The organism is Rhodococcus artemisiae, from assembly GCF_036327795.1.
Taxonomy (GTDB): Bacteria; Actinomycetota; Actinomycetes; order Mycobacteriales; family Mycobacteriaceae; genus Rhodococcus; species Rhodococcus artemisiae.
On record NZ_JAUTXY010000006.1, the window covers coordinates 55259 to 73506 of the forward strand.

Consider the following 18248-nt stretch of genomic DNA (forward strand, 5'->3'; position numbering starts at 1 on the left):
AGGAGGACGACATGACCGATACGACGAACCTCGAAGGAACCGACGTTGCAGCCGCGATCGAGCGGTACGTGCGGTTCTGGAATTCCGGCGACGACGAGTCGCTCACCCGCGCCACGTGGTCCGACGACGTCGAATACTGCGCACCCGTGGGGGTACTCGGCGGTCCGGCCGCGCTCGTCGACTTCCGGAAGCAGTTCAGTGAACACATGAGGGGCTACGAATTCGGACTTCGCGGTGAGCCCGATGTCCATCACGATCGGGCGCGGGTGGTCTGGGAGCTGATCACCCCCGATGCGGATCCGTTCGCGACGGGAACCGACATTCTCGTCGTGGACGATCGGGGCCGGGTACGCGGTGTGACGACCTTTCTGGACCGTGCTCCGGCCGGTTTCGATTCGCACGCTCACCACTGATCGTCGGCGATCCCGTCGAGGTAGCGCTGCGTGATCCGGCGTTGCACCAGGCGACCGAGCGGGCCCGCGAGCCGGGTGTACCAGCGTGCCGGGCGGGAGAACGCAGTGATCCGCGCGGTGACGCGGGCGTCGGTGTCGCGTTCGACGAGAAAGGTCTCCTCGCCGCTCTCGGGGTGCCCGGCCAGCGTGCCGTACGCGAAACCTCGGCGGTCGGGCTCGTCGACGACGTCGACCACCCGGCACCACGCCGACGCACGGATCGGCCCGACGCCCCATTCGAGACGTACATCGACTCCGGGGGCGGGTGGCGGGGTACTGCGCGCCAGCCGGATACCGGCGGCGCGATGCATCTGCCAGCCGAACAACCGGCGGGATGCAGCATCGAAAATCTGGTCGCCGGTGCCCAGTTCACGCACCATCTCCAACGACCGGTAGCCGGCCGGGGAGACATCGTCCCGGCCGGCGCCCACATCGGGATAGTTGAACTCGCGCCCGGATCCACCGGGCACGGGCATCAGGACTTCTTGACGTCGAGGACGACCTCGAACTCGAGCAGCGACGCGCCCGACGCAACAGGCTTCTTGGCCTCGCCGGCGTGGGCTGCGCGGGCATCACCGTCGCGCCATGCGGCGAAGTCCTCTTCGGTCTCCCACTGGGTGACGACGAAGTAGCGGGTCTCGCCCGCAGTCGGGCGGAGGAGCTGGAATCCGAGGAAGCCCTTGGAATTGTCGACGGTGTGCGCGCGATTGGCGAACCGCTTCTCCAGTTCGGGGCCTGCACCCTCGGGGATTTCGATTGCGTTGATCTTCACGACTGCCATGCGCGCGAGCGTACTCCGTTACCTTGGGCGATTGTGTTGCACGACGAGGGTGGTAGCGGACGTCCGATCCTGCTGTTGCACGGATTGATGGGAAGCGCGCGCACATGGCGTAGCCACGTGCCGTGGCTACGCGAGCACGGCCACGTCCACACGTTCGATGCGGCGGGCCACGGACGCCCCGCGCCCCCGGAGTTGACCACCGACGCGTTCGTCGCGGACCTGGCATCCCATCTCGACGGGTTCGACGAGCCGCTCGTGGTCATCGGGCACTCGATGGGCGCACTGCACGCGTGGTGCCTCGCCGCGGCGTATCCCGGCCGTGTGGCGGCGCTGGTGCTCGAGGACATGGCCCCGGACTTCCGCGGGCGTACGGCAGCGAACTGGGCCGCGATGATCGAACAGTGGCCGCAGCCGTTCCCTACCGAGCAGGCGATGATCGACTTCTTCGGGCCGGTGGCCGGACAGTACTTCCTGGACTCGTTCGAACGCCGTGACGACGGCTGGCACCTGCACGGCGAGGTCACGACATTTCGCGATATCTCGGAGGAATGGGGCACTCGCGCTTTCTGGGACGAGTGGTACTCGATCCGGGTGCCCGCGCTGCTCATCGAGGGCGAGTTCACCATCACACCGGAAGGACAGATGCGTCGGATGAGTGACCGGCCCGGTACCGAGTATGTGCGTATCGCCGGCGCCGGACATCTCGTTCACGACGACAGGCCCGACGAGTACCGCACGGAAGTGGAGCGGTTCCTGACAGCTCTCGACCGACCTGGGTCTCGCGGTTAGCGGGCGCCCTCCCCGGCGAGGGCGAAGCGGCCGTCGTCGGTCTGCTCGACCAGTCCGTCGACGAGCAACGAATGCAGTGCCCGGTCGCGCTGTCCCGGGTCTGTGAGCCACACCTGATCGAGCGCCGGACGCGCGACGGGTGTGTCGCTCTCTCGGAGGACGGCCATCAGTTTTCCGCGCACCTGACGGTCGGTTCCGGCGAACTTCTGCGCGCGCCTGGCGGGGCCGTCGTGGGCGGGACGACCGGCCTGCACCCAGGCGCATTCAGGGAGTGGACACCGATCGCAATCCGGGTTGCGTGCGGTGCACACCGTCGCGCCGAGTTCCATCAACGCGGCCGAGAACGTCGCGGCTCGCGTGCGGGTACGAGGCAGCAGAACCTCGACGTCTGCGAGGTCCCTTCGGGTGGAAGGGTTCCCGGGTTCCGCGTTGCCGTGGACAGCGCGCGCGACGACGCGCCGCACATTGGTGTCGACCACGGGAACACGCTGACCATACGCAAAACATGCAACTGCTCGGGCCGTGTACGCCCCGATCCCCGGCAGCGACAGCAGGACGTCGACATCGTCGGGGACCCGGTCGTCGTGCTCGGCGGCGAGGACCCCGGCGCACTCGTGCAAGCGCAGTGCCCGACGCGGATACCCGAGCTTGCCCCAGGCCCGCAGCACCTCGGCCTGACTCGACGCGGCCATCGCCGACGGGACCGGCCAGCGCCGGACCCACTCTTCCCAGATCGGCGCGACCCGCACGACGGGAGTCTGCTGCAACATGACTTCCGACATGAGGATCTGCCACCCCGTCACCCCTTCGCGGCGCCACGGAAGATCCCGCGCCTCGGCGGCGTACCAGCGCAGCATCACGGCCGAATCGACCGGCATCTCTCGTCTCCTTCTGTAGCGATATGCGGTGTTGTTCACCGGGCGGGAACATAGCCGCGTGAGTCCGTTCACAAGCGCAGGTGAATAATGTGCGTATGCCGAACTCGAATCCCATCTCAGCGTGGAAGGCCCTGACCGAGGGTAATCAGCGCTTCGTCAGCGACACCCCGCTGCATCCCAGCCAGGGCATCGACCGCCGCGCGGAGCTCGTCAACGGCCAGCATCCCACCGCCGTGCTCTTCGGATGCGGCGACTCCCGCGTCGCCGCCGAGATCATCTTCGACCAGGGCCTGGGCGACATGTTCGTCGTCCGAACCGCAGGGCATGTCATCGACAGCTCCGTGCTGGGCTCGATCGAGTACGCAGTCGAGATCCTCAATGTGCCCCTGATCGTCGTGCTGGGACACGACAGCTGTGGTGCTGTCGGCGCGACGCTCGACGCACTCGACGGCGGCGAGGTTCCGTCGGGCTTCATCCGCAGCATCGTCGAGCGGGTCGCTCCGTCGATCCTCCTCGGACGTCGGGAAGGGCTCAGCACCGTCGACGAACTCGAGGCGCGCCACGTCGTGGAAACAGGCAAGGTGCTCACCGAACGATCGCAGATCATCGCGGAGCGCATCGCCGATGGTCGGTGCGCTGTTGCGGGTGTGACGTACAAGCTCGACGACGGTCACGTACAGCTGCAGGGCCACATCGGCGACATCGGTGTGACCTCGGACTGACGCGACACGCCGCCGATCATGTGGCTATCGCCCGAGCTGACACATACCGTGTGAAGGGTGTTTGAACCCAACGGCCCACTTCCTCCTGAGATCTACTGGCGACGCCGTGTTCTCGCGATCGTCGTCGCGGTGGTCGTGTTGGCGTTGGTCATCTGGGCGGTTCTCGCCTTCACCAGCGGCGATGATCCGGAAACAGAACCCGCGGCCTCCGAGACCACGATGTCCGAGACCGCCACAACCACACCGGACGGCTCCGGTGTAGAAGCCGGCGCAGAGACCGGTTCGGACGGTGGCGGCTCGGCCACCGGTGGCTCCGAAGGCTCGGATTCCTCGAACGCGTCCGATTCGGGGTCCTCCGCGTCGTCCACCACGTCAGGTTCTGCCGAGCCGGGCTCGGAGGACGGCACCACACCGGCGGCCGCATCGACGCCGCCCGGGCAGTGTTCCGATCAATCGCTCGCAGTGCGTGTGACGGCCGGTGAACCCAATTACCAGGTCGGAACCGAACCGGAATTCACGATCGTCATCACCAACATCGGTACCTCCCAGTGCGAGCGCGATCTCGGTGCGGGGCTTCAGCAGGTCCTCGTGTACACCCTCGACGGCAACCAGCGAGTGTGGGCGAACACCGACTGTTTCCCGGACTCGACCGCCGATGTGCGCTCACTCCAACCAGGCGATCAGGCGGCATTCTCGGTGCAGTGGTCGGGTACGACCTCCGAGCCCGGGTGCGAGGCGCCGCGGGAACCGGTCCAGCCGGGGGCGTACACGGTAGTCGGGCAACTCGGTGGCCTGCGCAGCACGCCGGAGCCGTTCAACGTGACCGCGTGAGCCGTATCGCGCCCTGAGCAGGAGTGCTAGTCGTAGTGGTTGATCGACGCCTCGGCCAGGCGTGAGAGGCCCTCGCGGATGTACCGCGCCCACAGCGCTCCGATGCCTTCGACGGCCTGAAGATCCGCGGCCGTCGCGGCAAGTAGACCCTGCAGTGTCCCGAAAGCGGTCACCAGCCGGTCGATCTGACGTGCGCGAAGCCGCGGAACACGATTGAGGACGCGGTATCCGCGCGGGCTCATCGGGGTGTCCAGCGCTTCGATGGTGCTCGGATATCCGAACGCCCGCGCGAGTGTCGTGAGGTCGAGGAGGTCGACGTCGGTCAGGGCCCCCAGTGCATCGAGTGCCTGCTCCACGTCGAGGACCGACGGTGAATCGGTACCGGCAAGATAGTCGAGCACCAGCAGCTGCCGGGCGAGTTGATTGTCGCCGACGAGCTCTTCGAGCTGCAATGCGAGCTGTCGCCCGTCGGTTCCGAGCTCGAGCACATCCTGCTCGATCTCCACCGACAGACGATGCATCATCTCGAGGCGCTGCGCGACCGTGAGCGCATCACGCAACGTCACGATGTCTTCGATCTCCACGACCGAGAGCTGCCGGGTGACCTCGTCGAGCCGGGCCTTGTAGCGCTCGAGTGTCGCCACGGCCTGGTTGGCTCTGGAGAGGATCATTGCCGAATCGTCGATGACGTGCCGACGCCCTTCGACATACACACTGACGATGCTCATCGATTGGCTCACCGAGACCACGGGATACCCGGTCTCGATGGCGGTGCGTTCGGCTGCGCGGTGTCGGGTGCCGGACTCGACGGTGGGAATGCGGTGATCGGGCACGAGTTGCACGTTCGCGCGCACGATCCGGGTGCCGTCGGAGGACACCACCACTGCGCCGTCCATCTTCGACAGCTCGCGCAACCGGGTCGGGGCGAACTCGACATCGAGTTCGAAGCCGCCGTCGCAGATCGAGGCGACGTGCTCGTCGAAGCCGAGCACGATCAGACCGCCTGTGCGGCCCCTCAGAATGCGTTCGAGGCCGTCGCGCAGAGCTGTGCCGGGTGCCAGACGCGCGATCGTCTCGTTCAACGTCGCAGCGTCGGCCGACTCGGTCATGTGCGAAGTCCTCCTGGCGGCGCGTGCGTTTCTCGTCACATTCGCGCAGGCCACGGAAAAGTCGCAAGCGAGCGCGCAACTACATTACTTGCTCATGAGTAGTCTCTGGACCTTGCCCGACGACCTCGTCGTTCCTGATCTTCGCGAGGATCATCCCGGTCCGGGTGCGCCGATACCCCAGCACTGGTCCAAGTGTCTCGGTTGCGGCGACGATCAGCCGACCGGCCTCGCGATGGAGTGCACGGTCGGTGAGGGACTCTCGGTCCGGGGCCGGTTCGAGGTCGCCACGCGCTTCCAGGGCGGGCCGGGGTTCATCCACGGCGGCATTCTCATGACGGCGTTCGACGAGATCCAGGGTTTCGCCTGTAACGCCGTGTTCCGTAAGCCCGTGGTCACCGGGCACATGGGCACCGATTTCAAGCGCCCCATCCCGCTGGGTGCGGTCCTCGAATTCACCGCCCGGGTCGACGGGACGGTGCGCCGAAAGGTGTACACGAGTGCCGATGTGCGCATCGTCGACGGACCGTTCGCCGACCCCGACGTGATCGTGGGGAGCTCGCACGGATTGTTCGTGCTGGTCGGGCACGAGCATTTCGAGAAGGGCAAGGATTTCGCCGACGGACTGCCCGGATCCGAAGACATTTCGTCGATCTGAGGGTGCTTCTCAATCGGGGAGCATCGGAACGCCCTGCCTGTGGTCGCGGCCCAGTAGCGTCGCGGAGGTCAGAGCTCCGGCTCCGAACCGGTCGTGGACGTCGTCGAGGACCGTGTCGAGGGCGTGCCGGTCGATCGGGCGATGGGTTGTGGGGATCTCGCTTGCTGCCGGATCGTGTGCAGGCACCGGCTGGTCGAAGGGAAGCTCGAGCTGCTCGATGCCCTCGCCGTCCAGGTTCGTCACCGCGACGCCGATCAGGGTGAGCCCGCGGTCGGCGACCAGTGGTCTTGTCGATTCGAGCAGTGCACGTGCGGTGCCGCTGAGGATGTCTGTGCGTGTGGTAGGGACACCGAGCGTGTGCGACCGCGTGACACGCGTGTAGTCGGCGAAGCGCAGCCTCAGCACTACCGTGCGGCCTATCCGGTGGGCGCGGCGCATCCGGCCGGCGACCTTGTCGACGAGCAATTGCAGCGTCGCGTCGACGGACTCGATGCTGTGGGCTCCCCGGCCGAGTGCGTGCTGGGCACCCATCGAACGTCGGCGTTGCCGGTGAACGGGCCGCGGGTCGTGTCCGGTCGCGAGCGCGTGCAGGTGTCGGCCCGTTGCCCGGCCGAGCAGCGAGACGAGATCGGATTCGGATTCCTTCGCGATATCGGCGACCGAACGCAGGCCGTGCGCGTGCAGCGTCGCGGCGGTGACCTTGCCGACGCCCCACAGGCGTTCGACGGGCAGTGGGTGGAGGAACTCGAGTTCGCGGTCGGGTGGGACGACGAGCAGTCCGTCCGGTTTCGCGACGCCGCTCGCGACCTTCGCGAGGAACTTCGTTCGGGCCACACCCACGGTGATCGGCAGGCCGACCTCGGCCATGACCGTGGCGCGCAGACGCGCTGCGATGTCCGCCGGCTCGCCCGAGATGCGTCGCAGCCCCGACACGTCGAGGAACGCCTCGTCGATGGAGACACCTTCGACGACGGGCGAGACCCGATCGAAGATCGCGAACACCTCCTTCGACGCCCGCGAATAGGCGTTCATGCGCGGCGGCATCGAGATCACGTGGGGGCACAGAGCACGGGCAGCACGGCCCGGCATGGGTGTCTTGATTCCGTAGGCCTTCGCCTCGTAGCTTGCGGCCAGGACGACGCCACCGCCGACCACCACGGGCTTGCCTCGAAGCCACGGATCGTCGCGTTGCTCGACCGACGCGTAGAACGCGTCGAGGTCGGCGTGGAGGATCGTTGCGCGGGCGGACACGAACATATGTTCGCATGGGGGTCCGACAGAAAGCCCGATACGACATAACTACCGACTCCGCGGTGCTAGAAACAATTCATGCCTGCCCCCGACGTCGTTGTCGAACGCGACGGTGCCGTCACCACCATCGTGCTCAACCGTCCCGATCGCAGGAATGCCGTGGACGGACCGATGGCTGCGCAGCTCCGCGAGGCCTTCGAACAGTTCGACGCCGACGACGAGCAACGTGTCGCGGTGCTCTGGGGTGCCGGCGGTCATTTCTGTGCCGGCGCCGACCTCACCGCCGTGGGCGATCCGCAGCGGCGCCACGAACTCGACCCGGAGGGCGGCGGAACAGGCCCGATGGGGCCGTCCCGGATAGCGCTGTCCAAACCGCTCGTCGCGGCGGTGAGCGGGTACGCGGTCGCAGGTGGACTCGAACTCGCACTGCTTGCAGACCTGCGCGTGTGCGAATCCGACGCGGTCTTCGGGGTGTTCTGCCGCCGCTGGGGCGTACCGCTCATCGACGGCGGCACCGTGCGGCTGCCTCGGATCATCGGGCAGGGCCGGGCACTCGACATGATCCTCACCGGCCGCGCGGTGGACGCAACCGAGGCTCTGTCGTTCGGGCTCGTCAATCGGGTCGTCGACGCGGGATCATCGCGTGCTGCGGCGCAGCAGATCGCGCAACAACTGGCGGCATTCCCGCAGGAATGCATGTCCGTCGACCGTGCATCGGCCTACCGGTCGTTCGATCTGCCGCTCGACACCGCACTGCGTGCCGAGGGCGCCCACGGTGTGCCGATCGTCGAGCGGGAAGGTGTCGCCGGTGCCGCGCGGTTCGCGTCGGGCGAGGGCCGGCACGGTGCCTTCCGCTAACCGATGTTCATGAGCGCCTGCCCGAGGTTCGTCACCTCGCGGACCTTCATACCGGAGGGTGCGCCCTCGGTGTTGCGGGGGACCACTCCACGGGAGAACCCCAGCCGGTGTGCTTCTGTGAGCCGCCGACCGGCGCCGGCCACGCGCCGGACCTCACCTGCCAGCCCGACCTCGCCGAGCAGCACGGTGCCGGGCGGGACCGGCTGATCCCGCACCGCGGACACGATCGCGAGCGCCAACGCGAGGTCGGCGGACGGGTCGGTGATCCGCATGCCTCCGACCGTCGACGCGTACACGTCGCATTTCCCGAGGTCGCGGATGTTGCAGCGCCGTTCGAGCACGGCGAGGACCATCGCGACGCGCGCAGAATCCAGGCCGCTCACCGCGCGCCGCGGTGACGGATTCTGGGTGTGCACGACGAGTGCCTGTACTTCGCCGAGCAGCGGGCGTTTGCCGTCCATCGTGACGGTCACTGCCGTGCCCGAGACCTCCTCGTTCCGGTGCTGGAGGAACAATCCCGACGGGTCGCTCACCTCGACGATGCCGCCTTCGGTGAGCTCGAAGCAGCCCACCTCCTCGGCCGCGCCGAACCGGTTCTTGACCCCGCGCACCATGCGTAGCGTCGAATGCTTGTCGCCTTCGAAGTGCAGGACGACGTCGACGAGGTGCTCGAGCGAGCGCGGGCCCGCGACCGCGCCGTCCTTGGTGACGTGACCGATCAGCAACACGGGGATCCCGCTCGCCTTCGCGAGCGAGGTCAGTGCGCTCGTGACGGCCTTGACCTGGGTGACACCGCCGGACACACCATCGACATCGGCGGCGAGCATCGTCTGCACCGAGTCGACGACGAGCAGCGTCGGCTTGACCTGCTCGACGTGGCCGAAGATCGTCGCCAGATCGGATTCGGCCGCCAGATAGACCCGCTCGTGGACGGATCCGGTGCGATCGGCGCGGAGCCGGACCTGACCGGCGGATTCCTCGCCTGTCACGTACAGCGATCTGTCGTCGGCGCCGCGCTGGGCCCAGCGGTGTACGACCTCGAGAAGCAGCGTCGACTTGCCGACGCCCGGTTCGCCCGCGAGCAGGACGACGGATCCGGGCACGATCCCGCCGCCGAGGACGCGATCGAGTTCGGAGATGCCGGTGGACTTGGCGGCAGTTTCCTTCCCGTCGATCCGGGTCAGGGGAGTAGCCGGGGTGGTCGGGAGGATGGCCGCGGCGCCCGCCCGCGCGAGCGAGGTGCCCGCGCGCGACGCAACGGCTGCGGGCTGTAGTGGCGCCTCGTCCAGCGATCCCCACGTTCCGCACTCCGGGCAACGTCCGACCCACTTGGCTACGGTGTGCGAGCAATCGGAGCAGCGATAGATCGTCTTGGTTCTGGCCACGGCCGGAGGATATGCGAACGTGGTGACAGAACGCGGGAAGGCCTGGACGAGAATGTTCTCGTCCAGGCCTTCCTGAAGTGTTCTGCGTGGTCGCGCTGGGTCAGTGCGCTTCGCCGACGATCGGCGACAGGTCCGACTCGTGGCGTTCGAGCACCGGGCCCGCATCGACCGGGACGGCCAGAGTCACGTCGCCGGCCTCCTGGAAGGAGAAGGTGAAGGGGATGGTCAGGCCGGGCCGGACACCTTCCTTCAGATCGACGAGTTCGACGGTCTCGACAGCCGCGGGCACGATGGGGGTGTCCTCCGGCGAGGTGGGCTGCGGCGATTCGTCGACGGACTCGAGGAGATCCGTGGTCTCTTCGGAGACACCCGCGATGACCGAGCCCAGTGCCGGGATCTCGATGTCGTCGGCGCCGGTCACCGAACCCGCGAACTCGGTCTCGATGCCGGTGAGGACGTCGCCGCGGTAGCCGTCGAGATTCGCGATGGTGAAGCCCAGCAGAGCGGTGCCGCCCGGCTCGATGCTGTACTCCTCGGAATCCGGGTAGATGATGTGCACGTTGCGCAGCGCAATGGTGCCGACGTCCGTGTTGGTGCCGTTGATCGCAGCCACCTGGTCGGAGGTCTGGGTGATCTGACCGGCGCTGCACGCGGACAACGTCAGCGTCGCACCCGCGGCCAGGGCGACAGCGGTCGCGACTCGACGAGTCGACGTGTTGAGAGCAGTCACTTTTCCTCCACTCGGGGTAAGGCTCGCAATCCACTAGGCAGAGTAGTAGTTGTCGCACCGGGAGTGCGCGTCGGGTCATCGATATTGCCATTTTGTGCACCACAACGGGGCATAACGCCTCGTCCGGGTGGGTGTGGCGCACGTCACCGGATGCACGTAACCGGTTGCCTGTCAAGCCCTACGCTCACGTGTCGATGCCCCTGACCTGCGCTGTTGATGAGAGTCCGATGTGGTCACGTGTTAAACTCGAAGAATCGAAAGGGGCACGGGACACATGATTTTCAAGGTCGGAGACACCGTCGTATACCCCCATCACGGTGCGGCGCTGATCGAAGCAATCGAAACACGCACCATCAAGGGGGAGCAGAAGGAATATCTGGTTCTGAAAGTCGCGCAGGGCGACCTCACGGTGCGGGTACCTGCTGAGAATGCCGAATACGTCGGAGTTCGCGACGTAGTGGGGCAAGAAGGCCTCGACAAGGTTTTCCAGGTGCTGCGCGCACCGCATACAGAAGAACCGACCAACTGGTCACGGCGGTACAAGGCCAACATCGAGAAGTTGGCCTCCGGCGATGTCAACAAGGTTGCAGAAGTAGTTCGCGACCTGTGGCGCCGGGAACAGGACCGCGGCCTTTCTGCAGGTGAGAAGAGAATGCTGGCCAAGGCCCGGCAGATTCTCGTGGGCGAGCTCGCGCTCGCCGAGGGAACTGACAACGTCAAGGCCGAGAGCATGCTCGACGAGGTTCTCGCCGCCGCATCCTGACAGGCGACGCGACGCTCGAATCAACATCAAGTGAATCGAATACAGCAAGTACACGATCGCAGCGGGCCGGTCGTCGGAATAATTCCGGCGGCCGGCCGCGGCGTCCGTCTGGGGGAATCACTCCCCAAGGCATTCGTCGAGCTGGGCGGGCGCACCATGCTCGACCTGGCGGTCGAATCGATGCTCGGCTCGGGCGCGGTCGACCGTGTCGTGGTGGTGGCACCGCCCGAACTTGCCGCGACACCCCCGGCGGAGCTCGTATCGGAGAAGTACGCCGATCGGGTCGTGGTCACTGCGGGTGGCGCGGAGCGTGCGGATTCCGTGCGAGCGGGTCTGCGGGCGGCATCGGGTGCACAGTTCGTCCTCGTGCACGACGCGGCGAGGGCGCTGACTCCGCCGGAGTTGTTCACTCGGGTGGCCGACGAATTGCGGGCCGGGCGACGCGCGGTGATTCCCGTCCTGCCGGTCACCGACACCATCAAGAGCGTCGACTCCGGCGGTGTCGTCACCGGGACCCCGGACAGAGCGACCTTGCGCGCGGTGCAGACACCGCAGGGGTTCGACGCAGACCTGCTCGACCGCGCCAATCGCGATACGGGCGACGCGACCGACGATGCCGGGCTGGTGGAACGGCTCGGCGAATCCGTACAGACCGTGGCGGGCGACCCACTCGCCTTCAAGATCACTACACCGTTGGATCTGGTGCTGGCCCGAGCTCTGTTCGCGGCCGCCGACCGGACCGAAGAGGGGAACTGAACACACGTGCGTGTCGGAATCGGAACAGACGTACACCCGGTGGAGCCTGGACGCCCGTGCTGGATTGCCGGTCTGCTGTTCGACGATGCGGACGGTTGCTCGGGGCACTCCGACGGCGACGTCGCCGCGCACGCGTTGTGTGATGCGCTGCTGTCGGCGTCCGGCCTCGGCGACCTGGGGTCTGTGTTCGGGACCGATCGACCCGAGACGGCGGGAGCGTCGGGAGCCTCGATGCTCACCGAGGTGCGGCGGCTGCTGGCCGAAGCGGGCTGGGTCATCGGTAATGCTGCGGTGCAGGTGATCGGGAATCGTCCGAAGATCGGCCCCCGCCGCGACGAGGCCGTGCGCGTGCTGTCCGATCTGCTCGGCGCGCCCGTGTCGGTGTCCGCAACGACAACCGACGGCCTCGGGCTGACAGGCCGTGGAGAAGGTGTGGCGGCTATCGCCACCGCACTCGTATTCTCTGACGTCGATCAACGGTAGGATGGCCTGTCGTGACTTTGCGCCTTTTCGACACCGAAACACGAGCCGTGCGGGATTTCGAACCGCTGGTGCCCGGACACGCCTCGGTGTACCTGTGTGGCGCCACTGTTCAGGGTGAGCCGCATATCGGCCACGTGCGCAGCGGCGTCGCATTCGACGTGCTGCGACGGTGGCTCGCAGCGAAAGGCCTCGACGTCGCGTTTGTGAGAAACGTCACTGATATCGACGACAAGATCCTTCGCAAGGCCGGCGAAGCAGGCCGTCCCTGGTGGGAATGGAAGACGACGTACGAGCGCGCCTTCACCCGCGCCTACGACGCACTCGGCGTGCTGCCGCCCTCCGTGGAGCCGCGCGCGACCGGGCACATCACCCAGATGGTCGAGTTGATGCAGCGCCTCATCGGCGCGGGTCACGCATACGCATCCGACGGCAACGTCTACTTCGATGTCATGAGCTTCCCCGAGTACGGCGCGCTGTCGGGACACAAACTCGACGACGTCCATCAAGGTGAGAGCGTCGGGCAGGGCAAGCGCGACTCCCGCGACTTCACGTTGTGGAAGGCGGAGAAGCCCGGCGAACCGTCGTGGCCGACCCCGTGGGGTCGTGGCCGCCCGGGTTGGCACCTCGAATGCTCGGCCATGGCCGAGTTCTACCTCGGTAGCACTTTCGATATCCATTGCGGCGGTATGGATCTGGTGTTCCCGCACCATGAGAACGAGATCGCGCAGGCCCGCGCCGCAGGCGACGGCTTCGCCCGCTACTGGCTGCACAACGGCTGGGTGACCATGGGCGGCGAGAAGATGTCCAAGTCACTCGGCAACGTGCTGTCCATCCCCAACGTCCTCACCCGGGTGCGAGCTCAGGAGCTGCGCTACTACCTCGGCAGCGCTCACTACCGGTCGATGCTCGAGTACTCCGACACGGCGCTGGCCGAGGCGGCCGCGGCCTACCGCGGACTCGAGTCGTTCGTGCTCAAGACGCGCGACCGGGCCGGCGACGTTCCCGTCGGAACGTGGACCGGCGCCTTCGCCGAAGCGCTCGACGACGACCTCGGTGTACCCAAGGCGCTCGCCGAGATCCACGGCCGTCGCAGCGAGGGCAACAAAGCGCTCGACAGCGGAGACCTGACCGAAGCGGTGCGTATCGCTTCTCAGATCCGTGCGATGCTTTCGGTCCTCGGCGTCGATCCACTCGATGCACACTGGCAGGAGAGCTCCGGCGACGAGTCGGGTGCGCTCGCCGCCCTCGATGTGCTGGTGGGAGCAGAACTCGACCGTCGACAGAGCGCCCGCGCCGAGAAGAACTGGGCGGTCGCCGACGAAGTACGTGACCGGCTGACAGCGGCGGGGATCGAAGTAACGGATACGCCGAACGGACCCGAGTGGTCCCTGAAAGCAGGGCAGTGATGGCAGGCAATTCCCAGCGTCGCGGAGCAATCCGCAAGGGCGGAACGAAGAAAGGGCAGGTCGTCGGCTCGGGCGGTCAGCGGCGACGCGGTCTCGAAGCCCGCGGAGCGACCCCGAAGGCCGAGGACCGTTCGTACCATCCTGCGGCACGGCGCGCTCGCGCATCGGCGAAGGCCGCCGACAACCGTGGTCGTCGTCCGGGTGGACGTAAGCCGGAGGATGGGCCGGAGATGGTTCTCGGGCGCAACCCCGTCGTAGAGTGCCTGCGTGCCGAGGTGCCCGCGACCGCGCTCTACGTCGCGATCGGCGCGGAAGCCGACGACCGGCTCAAGGAAGCAGTGCAGCGCGCGGCCGATGCCGGCATTTCGATCCTCGAAGTGCAGCGCGGCGAACTCGACCGGCTCACCGCCAACGGAATGCACCAGGGCATCGGCCTTCAGGTGCCGCCGTACCGCTACGTGCATCCCGATGATCTGATCGTGCGCGCCAAGGAACGGCACGAGCGGCCTCTGCTGGTGGCGCTCGACAACATTTCCGACCCGCGCAACCTCGGTGCGATCATCCGGTCCGTTGCGGCGTTCGGTGGCCACGGCGTGGTGATTCCTCAGCGTCGGAGCGCGTCGGTGACCGCTGTCGCATGGCGTACCAGCGCGGGTGCCGCGGCGCGGCTTCCTGTCGCCCGGGCAACCAACCTGACGCGCACGCTCAAGGACTGGCAGTCCCAGGGCATCCGTGTCGTCGGTCTCGATGCCGGTGGCGACACCGATCTCGACGATTTCGACGGCACCGATCCCGTGGTCGTGGTGGTGGGGTCCGAAGGCAAGGGGCTCTCGCGGCTCGTCCGTGAGACGTGCGATTCGATCCTGTCCATCCCGATGGCCGGCGAGGTGGAGTCGCTCAACGCGTCGGTCGCGGCAGGCGTGGTGCTCGCCGACATCTCGCGCCGTCGTCGCTCCTGAGACTTCTCCTGGGCAGTCGTTCCTGACGTCTACTGCGGACACACGGGAACCGATCCGGCGCCCGGTGCGTCTGTATCGGTAGGACCGGACGGAAGCGGGGCAACGGGTGGCGTATACGACGGTGTTCGACGGGCGTTTCGAGATCAGACCGCCGTTGGACCGGCACGAGATCGACTTCCTCACCGGGTTCGCGGGTCCCGCGAGTGGTCCGCACAACGCGGGCCGCGACGGTCTGCCGACAGATGGGCGGCCGCTGTCGTGGTGCCAGTGGGTCCCGAGCAGTGACGGAAGTGCCCTCGAGTGGGACGGCGACCCGGTCTTCTACCGCTACGCCGACTGGCTGGAGTACTTGATGGCAGCGTTCCTGACGCCCCGGGGTCATGGAGTGTCCGGAACGGTGGAGGTGCGCACGAGTGCTGGTGATCGAGGCTGGATTACCGTGCGGGACAACAAGGTTGTGACTCAGATCAGTCGGACGAACCGCACGCACCGACCCGGCCGTAACTGCGCGGCAGTGGGAAGGTCCGCTGTCGTCACCACGGCGATCACCGGATATCCGCCGGTGACGGGATGATCCGCGAGGAACAACACGGGGTGTCCCTCCGGCGGTACCTGAATGGAGCCCGCAACCAGGCCCTCGCTGGGAAGCTCGTCGTGGCGTGAGCGGTGCAACGGGCCGGGGCCCTGGAACCGGATCCCCACCCGGTCGAGTTTCGGCGTCACCGTCCACGATTCGTGCAGAAGTGCGCGGACCGAGGCCGGGGTGAACCAGTCGTCGCGGGGGCCGATCCGCACACGGAGTTCGACGGGATCGCCGGTCGGGGCAGGTGGAGGAATCTGTTCCTCGCCCGGGAGTTCGTCGGCGAGCGCGCCCACCAACAGCCGATCACCGGTGTCTACCGGCTCGGGGCCGGTGTCCGACAACGTGTCGGTCGATCTGCTTCCCAGTACCTCCGGGACATCGATACCGCCGCGGACCGCCAGGTACGACCGCAGGCCCTCGGACGGCGCACCGACCGAGACGATGTCCTGGTCACGGAGCAGCACTCTCGCGTAATCGCCGACCAGCCGGCCGTTGACCGTCACGTCGACACGTGCTCCGGTGATCGCGACGATCGTGTCGCCGATACTCCGGACGGAGAGACCGCCGCCCGTCATTTCGAGGGCGGCGGCGTCCGGGTGGTTGCCCACGAGCCGATTCGCGGCGTCGTGTGCCGTGCGATCGGCCGCACCGGATTCGGTCACGCCGTCGGCCCCGTGTCCGGTGCGTCCGTGATCCTGCACGGTCGTGAACATTCCACCGGTGACGACCTCGAGCCATGCCATGGGTCCATGGTCCCGCAATCCGGGGTCGGCCGCGAGAGCAGTTCGGTGGGCTCACCCGGATCACGTTAGGTTTGAGTGCCGCAGTTCGAGGGAGACGTGATGAGCCGGGACGATCCGAGCAACCGTATCGAGGCCACCCGCACCGAGGCCACCCGGGTCGAGGCGACCCGGATGGTCGAGCGTGCATTGGCCGACGGCGATCTGACCGCAGCGCACGCTGCGGTTGCCGACCTGAGCGTGGAACTGCTCGTCGACGTGCTCGAGCGGTTGAACAAGACCGACCGCGCGGTGCTCTATCGGTTGCTTCCCAAGGACCAGGCGATGGAGGTGTTCGAGCAGCTGGATCCGAGCCTGCAGAGCGCCCTCGTCGGGGGTCTGCAGGATGATCAGGTTGCATCGATCTTCGCCGATCTCGAGCCCGACGATCGAGTCGAACTGCTCGACGAGTTGCCGGCCACCGTTGCCGCGAAGCTCATGCGCGGACTTCCCTACGACGAACGTGAGTTGACGGCAGCCATCCTCGGCTACCGGCAGGGCGCGCTGGGTCGGCGCATGAGCCCGGAGTTCGTCTCGTTGCGCCTCGACATGCCCGTCGACCGAGCGCTCGCGATCGTCCGGAGCCGCCTCCACGATGCCGAGACGGTCTACACGCTGCCGGTCGTCGACCGGAACCGGATCCTCGTGGGCGTGGTGGGGCTGCGAGAGCTGATGGGCGCGCCGACCGACAGCGTGGTCGGCGACATCATGAACGAACCGTATTTCGCGCGGGCCACCGACGACGCAGAGGAAGCGGCCCGCCGCTGCGCCGAGCTCAAACTGCTGGCGCTGATCGTCGTGGACAGCGAGACACGGCTGGTGGGTATCCTCACCGTCGACGACGCGCTGGGCATCCTGGAGTCGGCCGAGAGCGAGGACCAGGCCCGCATCGGTGGCACCGAGCCCCTGCGGCAGCCGTATCTTGCTACTCCCGTGGGGCAACTGGTGCGCTCACGGGTTGTGTGGCTGTTGGTGCTGGCGGTCGGGGCGACGCTGACCGTGCAGGTGCTCGAGGTGTTCGAATCGACCTTGGAGCAGGCTGTGACGTTGGCGTTGTTCGTGCCGTTGCTCATCGGCACCGGCGGCAACACCGGAAATCAGGCGGCGACCACCGTCACGCGCGCGTTGGCCCTCGACGACGTGAGTCCCCGCGACATCGGTCGTGTCGTCGTCCGTGAGAGCCGGGTGGGGCTCTCACTCGGGGTGCTGCTCGGAACAGTGGCGTTCGTGCTCGCGAGTCTCGTCTACGACGCGTCGGTCGGAGCAGTGATCGGATTGACGCTGCTGACCGTGTGCACGCTCGCGGCCACCGTCGGTGGGGTCATGCCGTTGGCGGCCAAGGCGATCCGGGCAGATCCTGCGGTCTTCTCGAATCCGTTCATCACGACATTCGTCGACGCCACCGGATTGGTGGTGTACTTCCTCATCGCGAAGGCGGTGCTGGGAATCTGACGCCCGCTCGGCGCTCAGATCGACTCGAACCGCACCGCGGTCCCGGGACGAAGCAGTGCGGGCGGGGTCCGATCCGGTTGCCACAGCACCTGTTCGGTGGTTCCGATCAATTGCCAGCCGCCGGGGGAACTTCGCGGGTAGACGCCGGAGAACTCGCCGGCCAACCCGACCGCGCCCGCCGGCACCGAGGTGCGCGGGGAATCGCGCCGCGGTACATGCAAGCGGCTGTCGCCGCCCGTGAGATATGCGAATCCGGGGGCGAAACCGCCGAATGCCACAGTCCAGAGGCGGCCGGTGTGCGCGGCGATCACCCCACTCGCAGTCAGCCCGGTTCGTTGACCGACCTCCTCGAGATCGGGGCCGTCGTACCGGACTTCGATCACCACTTCCGTACCTGGGGTGGTGTCCGCACGCATCGGCGGCGTCTCGACGAGCCAGCGGCGTATCGCGTCGGCGCGGGTCGTCTCGGTGTCGTACCGGACCAGCAGTGTGCGGGCGGCGGGAATCAGATCGAGGACACCGTGCATACGCTCCGCGTCGAGTGCGCGGAAATGCGCGAGTACGTCGTCGAGCGAATCGAACTCCGCGAGTATCGCGGAGTCGCCGTTGCGCAGGATTCTCACGCT

The 18248-nt window shown here is 67.1% G+C and carries 21 protein-coding genes; 12 read left to right on the forward strand and 9 right to left on the reverse strand.

What is annotated here, in order from left to right; all coding sequences use genetic code 11:
- Positions 1 to 11 precede the first annotated feature (11 nt).
- Entirely contained in the window at positions 12 to 413 is a 402-nt protein-coding gene (locus tag Q7514_RS14570) for a nuclear transport factor 2 family protein (RefSeq protein ID WP_330133989.1), read from the forward strand.
- On the opposite strand, the gene Q7514_RS14575 is transcribed toward Q7514_RS14570, so the two are convergent.
- Both Q7514_RS14575 and Q7514_RS14580 read right to left on the reverse strand, forming a co-directional pair.
- Positions 404 to 928 (reverse strand): DUF1990 family protein, encoded by a 525-nt coding sequence (locus Q7514_RS14575; protein ID WP_330133990.1) that lies wholly within the window; start codon positions 926 to 928, stop codon positions 404 to 406. The genes Q7514_RS14570 and Q7514_RS14575 overlap by 10 nt on opposite strands.
- Entirely contained in the window at positions 928 to 1233 is a 306-nt protein-coding gene (locus Q7514_RS14580; RefSeq protein ID WP_054713867.1) for an antibiotic biosynthesis monooxygenase family protein, read from the reverse strand. The genes Q7514_RS14575 and Q7514_RS14580 overlap by 1 nt, the downstream gene beginning before the upstream one ends.
- A 33-nt stretch (positions 1234 to 1266) precedes the next feature.
- Here Q7514_RS14580 and Q7514_RS14585 point away from each other — a divergent pair, with 33 nt between their 5' ends.
- On the forward strand, positions 1267 to 2022 hold the full coding sequence (locus tag Q7514_RS14585) for an alpha/beta fold hydrolase (RefSeq protein ID WP_330133991.1): 756 nt from the start codon (positions 1267 to 1269) through the stop codon (positions 2020 to 2022).
- Here the strand turns inward: Q7514_RS14585 and Q7514_RS14590 are convergent.
- The gene (locus Q7514_RS14590) at positions 2019 to 2900 is read right to left on the reverse strand and encodes an HhH-GPD family protein (protein ID WP_330133992.1); all 882 of its coding nucleotides are present in this window, start codon (positions 2898 to 2900) and stop codon (positions 2019 to 2021) included. The two genes, Q7514_RS14585 and Q7514_RS14590, sit on opposite strands and share 4 nt — an antisense overlap.
- A gap of 95 nt (positions 2901 to 2995) precedes the next feature.
- Here Q7514_RS14590 and Q7514_RS14595 point away from each other — a divergent pair, with 95 nt between their 5' ends.
- The gene (locus Q7514_RS14595) at positions 2996 to 3622 is read left to right on the forward strand and encodes a carbonic anhydrase (protein WP_330133993.1); all 627 of its coding nucleotides are present in this window, start codon (positions 2996 to 2998) and stop codon (positions 3620 to 3622) included.
- A gap of 57 nt (positions 3623 to 3679) precedes the next feature.
- Positions 3680 to 4453, forward strand: coding sequence for a hypothetical protein (locus tag Q7514_RS14600; RefSeq protein ID WP_330133994.1), 774 nt, complete (start codon positions 3680 to 3682; stop codon positions 4451 to 4453).
- A gap of 26 nt (positions 4454 to 4479) precedes the next feature.
- On the opposite strand, the gene disA is transcribed toward Q7514_RS14600, so the two are convergent.
- A complete protein-coding gene (gene disA, locus Q7514_RS14605; RefSeq protein WP_330133995.1) occupies positions 4480 to 5562 on the reverse strand; it encodes a DNA integrity scanning diadenylate cyclase DisA in 1083 nt (360 codons plus the stop codon).
- A gap of 94 nt (positions 5563 to 5656) precedes the next feature.
- Here disA and Q7514_RS14610 point away from each other — a divergent pair, with 94 nt between their 5' ends.
- On the forward strand, positions 5657 to 6217 hold the full coding sequence (locus tag Q7514_RS14610) for a PaaI family thioesterase (protein ID WP_330133996.1): 561 nt from the start codon (positions 5657 to 5659) through the stop codon (positions 6215 to 6217).
- 9 nt (positions 6218 to 6226) lie between these two features.
- Here the strand turns inward: Q7514_RS14610 and dinB are convergent, their stop codons facing one another.
- Complete coding sequence (gene dinB / locus Q7514_RS14615; protein ID WP_330133997.1) at positions 6227 to 7474, reverse strand: DNA polymerase IV; 1248 nt, start codon at positions 7472 to 7474, stop codon at positions 6227 to 6229.
- Positions 7475 to 7546: 72 nt separating this feature from the next.
- Here dinB and Q7514_RS14620 point away from each other — a divergent pair, with 72 nt between their 5' ends.
- Positions 7547 to 8326: a crotonase/enoyl-CoA hydratase family protein gene (locus Q7514_RS14620; RefSeq protein ID WP_330133998.1), complete on the forward strand. Its 780-nt coding sequence runs from the start codon at positions 7547 to 7549 to the stop codon at positions 8324 to 8326.
- Here Q7514_RS14620 and radA read toward each other — a convergent pair.
- Both radA and Q7514_RS14630 read right to left on the reverse strand, forming a co-directional pair.
- Positions 8323 to 9711: a DNA repair protein RadA gene (radA, locus tag Q7514_RS14625; protein WP_330133999.1), complete on the reverse strand. Its 1389-nt coding sequence runs from the start codon at positions 9709 to 9711 to the stop codon at positions 8323 to 8325. The genes Q7514_RS14620 and radA overlap by 4 nt on opposite strands.
- A gap of 100 nt (positions 9712 to 9811) precedes the next feature.
- Entirely contained in the window at positions 9812 to 10441 is a 630-nt protein-coding gene (locus tag Q7514_RS14630) for a hypothetical protein (RefSeq protein ID WP_330134000.1), read from the reverse strand.
- Between the two features lie 274 nt (positions 10442 to 10715).
- Here Q7514_RS14630 and carD point away from each other — a divergent pair, with 274 nt between their 5' ends.
- The 5 genes from carD to rlmB are packed head-to-tail and all read left to right on the forward strand — an operon-like array spanning position 10716 to position 14808.
- Positions 10716 to 11204 (forward strand): RNA polymerase-binding transcription factor CarD, encoded by a 489-nt coding sequence (gene carD, locus Q7514_RS14635; RefSeq protein WP_132473223.1) that lies wholly within the window; start codon positions 10716 to 10718, stop codon positions 11202 to 11204.
- A gap of 39 nt (positions 11205 to 11243) precedes the next feature.
- Positions 11244 to 11960 carry a 2-C-methyl-D-erythritol 4-phosphate cytidylyltransferase gene (gene ispD, locus Q7514_RS14640; protein WP_330134252.1) on the forward strand — a complete coding sequence of 239 codons (717 nt, stop codon included), beginning with the start codon at positions 11244 to 11246 and terminating at the stop codon, positions 11958 to 11960.
- A 6-nt stretch (positions 11961 to 11966) separates the two neighbouring features.
- Entirely contained in the window at positions 11967 to 12443 is a 477-nt protein-coding gene (gene ispF / locus Q7514_RS14645) for a 2-C-methyl-D-erythritol 2,4-cyclodiphosphate synthase (protein ID WP_330134001.1), read from the forward strand.
- 11 nt (positions 12444 to 12454) lie between these two features.
- Positions 12455 to 13849 (forward strand): cysteine--tRNA ligase, encoded by a 1395-nt coding sequence (cysS, locus tag Q7514_RS14650; RefSeq protein ID WP_330134003.1) that lies wholly within the window; start codon positions 12455 to 12457, stop codon positions 13847 to 13849.
- Positions 13849 to 14808 carry a 23S rRNA (guanosine(2251)-2'-O)-methyltransferase RlmB gene (gene rlmB, locus Q7514_RS14655; protein WP_330134004.1) on the forward strand — a complete coding sequence of 320 codons (960 nt, stop codon included), beginning with the start codon at positions 13849 to 13851 and terminating at the stop codon, positions 14806 to 14808. Before cysS ends, rlmB begins: the two co-directional genes overlap by 1 nt.
- A gap of 462 nt (positions 14809 to 15270) precedes the next feature.
- Here rlmB and Q7514_RS14660 read toward each other — a convergent pair whose 3' ends face one another.
- The gene (locus Q7514_RS14660) at positions 15271 to 16134 is read right to left on the reverse strand and encodes a 5-oxoprolinase subunit C family protein (RefSeq protein ID WP_330134005.1); all 864 of its coding nucleotides are present in this window, start codon (positions 16132 to 16134) and stop codon (positions 15271 to 15273) included.
- 99 nt (positions 16135 to 16233) lie between these two features.
- On the opposite strand from Q7514_RS14660, the gene mgtE reads away from it, so the two are divergent.
- On the forward strand, positions 16234 to 17622 hold the full coding sequence (gene mgtE / locus Q7514_RS14665; RefSeq protein WP_408016096.1) for a magnesium transporter: 1389 nt from the start codon (positions 16234 to 16236) through the stop codon (positions 17620 to 17622).
- A gap of 14 nt (positions 17623 to 17636) precedes the next feature.
- On the opposite strand, the gene Q7514_RS14670 is transcribed toward mgtE, so the two are convergent.
- A complete protein-coding gene (locus Q7514_RS14670) occupies positions 17637 to 18245 on the reverse strand; it encodes a 5-oxoprolinase subunit B family protein (protein WP_330134006.1) in 609 nt (202 codons plus the stop codon).
- Positions 18246 to 18248 lie beyond the last annotated feature (3 nt).

Coding starts and splice junctions, on each gene's coding strand:
- Q7514_RS14575 (WP_330133990.1), bottom strand. CDS start 928: ATGCCCGTGCCCGGTGGATCCGGGCGCGAGTTCAACTATCCCGATGTG.
- Q7514_RS14590 (WP_330133992.1), bottom strand. CDS start 2,900: ATGCCGGTCGATTCGGCCGTGATGCTGCGCTGGTACGCCGCCGAGGCG.
- carD (WP_132473223.1), top strand. CDS start 10,716: ATGATTTTCAAGGTCGGAGACACCGTCGTATACCCCCATCACGGTGCG.
- dinB (WP_330133997.1), bottom strand. CDS start 7,474: ATGTTCGTGTCCGCCCGCGCAACGATCCTCCACGCCGACCTCGACGCG.
- Q7514_RS14660 (WP_330134005.1), bottom strand. CDS start 16,134: ATGGCATGGCTCGAGGTCGTCACCGGTGGAATGTTCACGACCGTGCAG.
- Q7514_RS14595 (WP_330133993.1), top strand. CDS start 2,996: ATGCCGAACTCGAATCCCATCTCAGCGTGGAAGGCCCTGACCGAGGGT.
- Q7514_RS14580 (WP_054713867.1), bottom strand. CDS start 1,233: ATGGCAGTCGTGAAGATCAACGCAATCGAAATCCCCGAGGGTGCAGGC.
- Q7514_RS14610 (WP_330133996.1), top strand. CDS start 5,657: ATGAGTAGTCTCTGGACCTTGCCCGACGACCTCGTCGTTCCTGATCTT.
- Q7514_RS14620 (WP_330133998.1), top strand. CDS start 7,547: ATGCCTGCCCCCGACGTCGTTGTCGAACGCGACGGTGCCGTCACCACC.
- rlmB (WP_330134004.1), top strand. CDS start 13,849: ATGGCAGGCAATTCCCAGCGTCGCGGAGCAATCCGCAAGGGCGGAACG.
- mgtE (WP_408016096.1), top strand. CDS start 16,234: ATGAGCCGGGACGATCCGAGCAACCGTATCGAGGCCACCCGCACCGAG.
- disA (WP_330133995.1), bottom strand. CDS start 5,562: ATGACCGAGTCGGCCGACGCTGCGACGTTGAACGAGACGATCGCGCGT.
- Q7514_RS14570 (WP_330133989.1), top strand. CDS start 12: ATGACCGATACGACGAACCTCGAAGGAACCGACGTTGCAGCCGCGATC.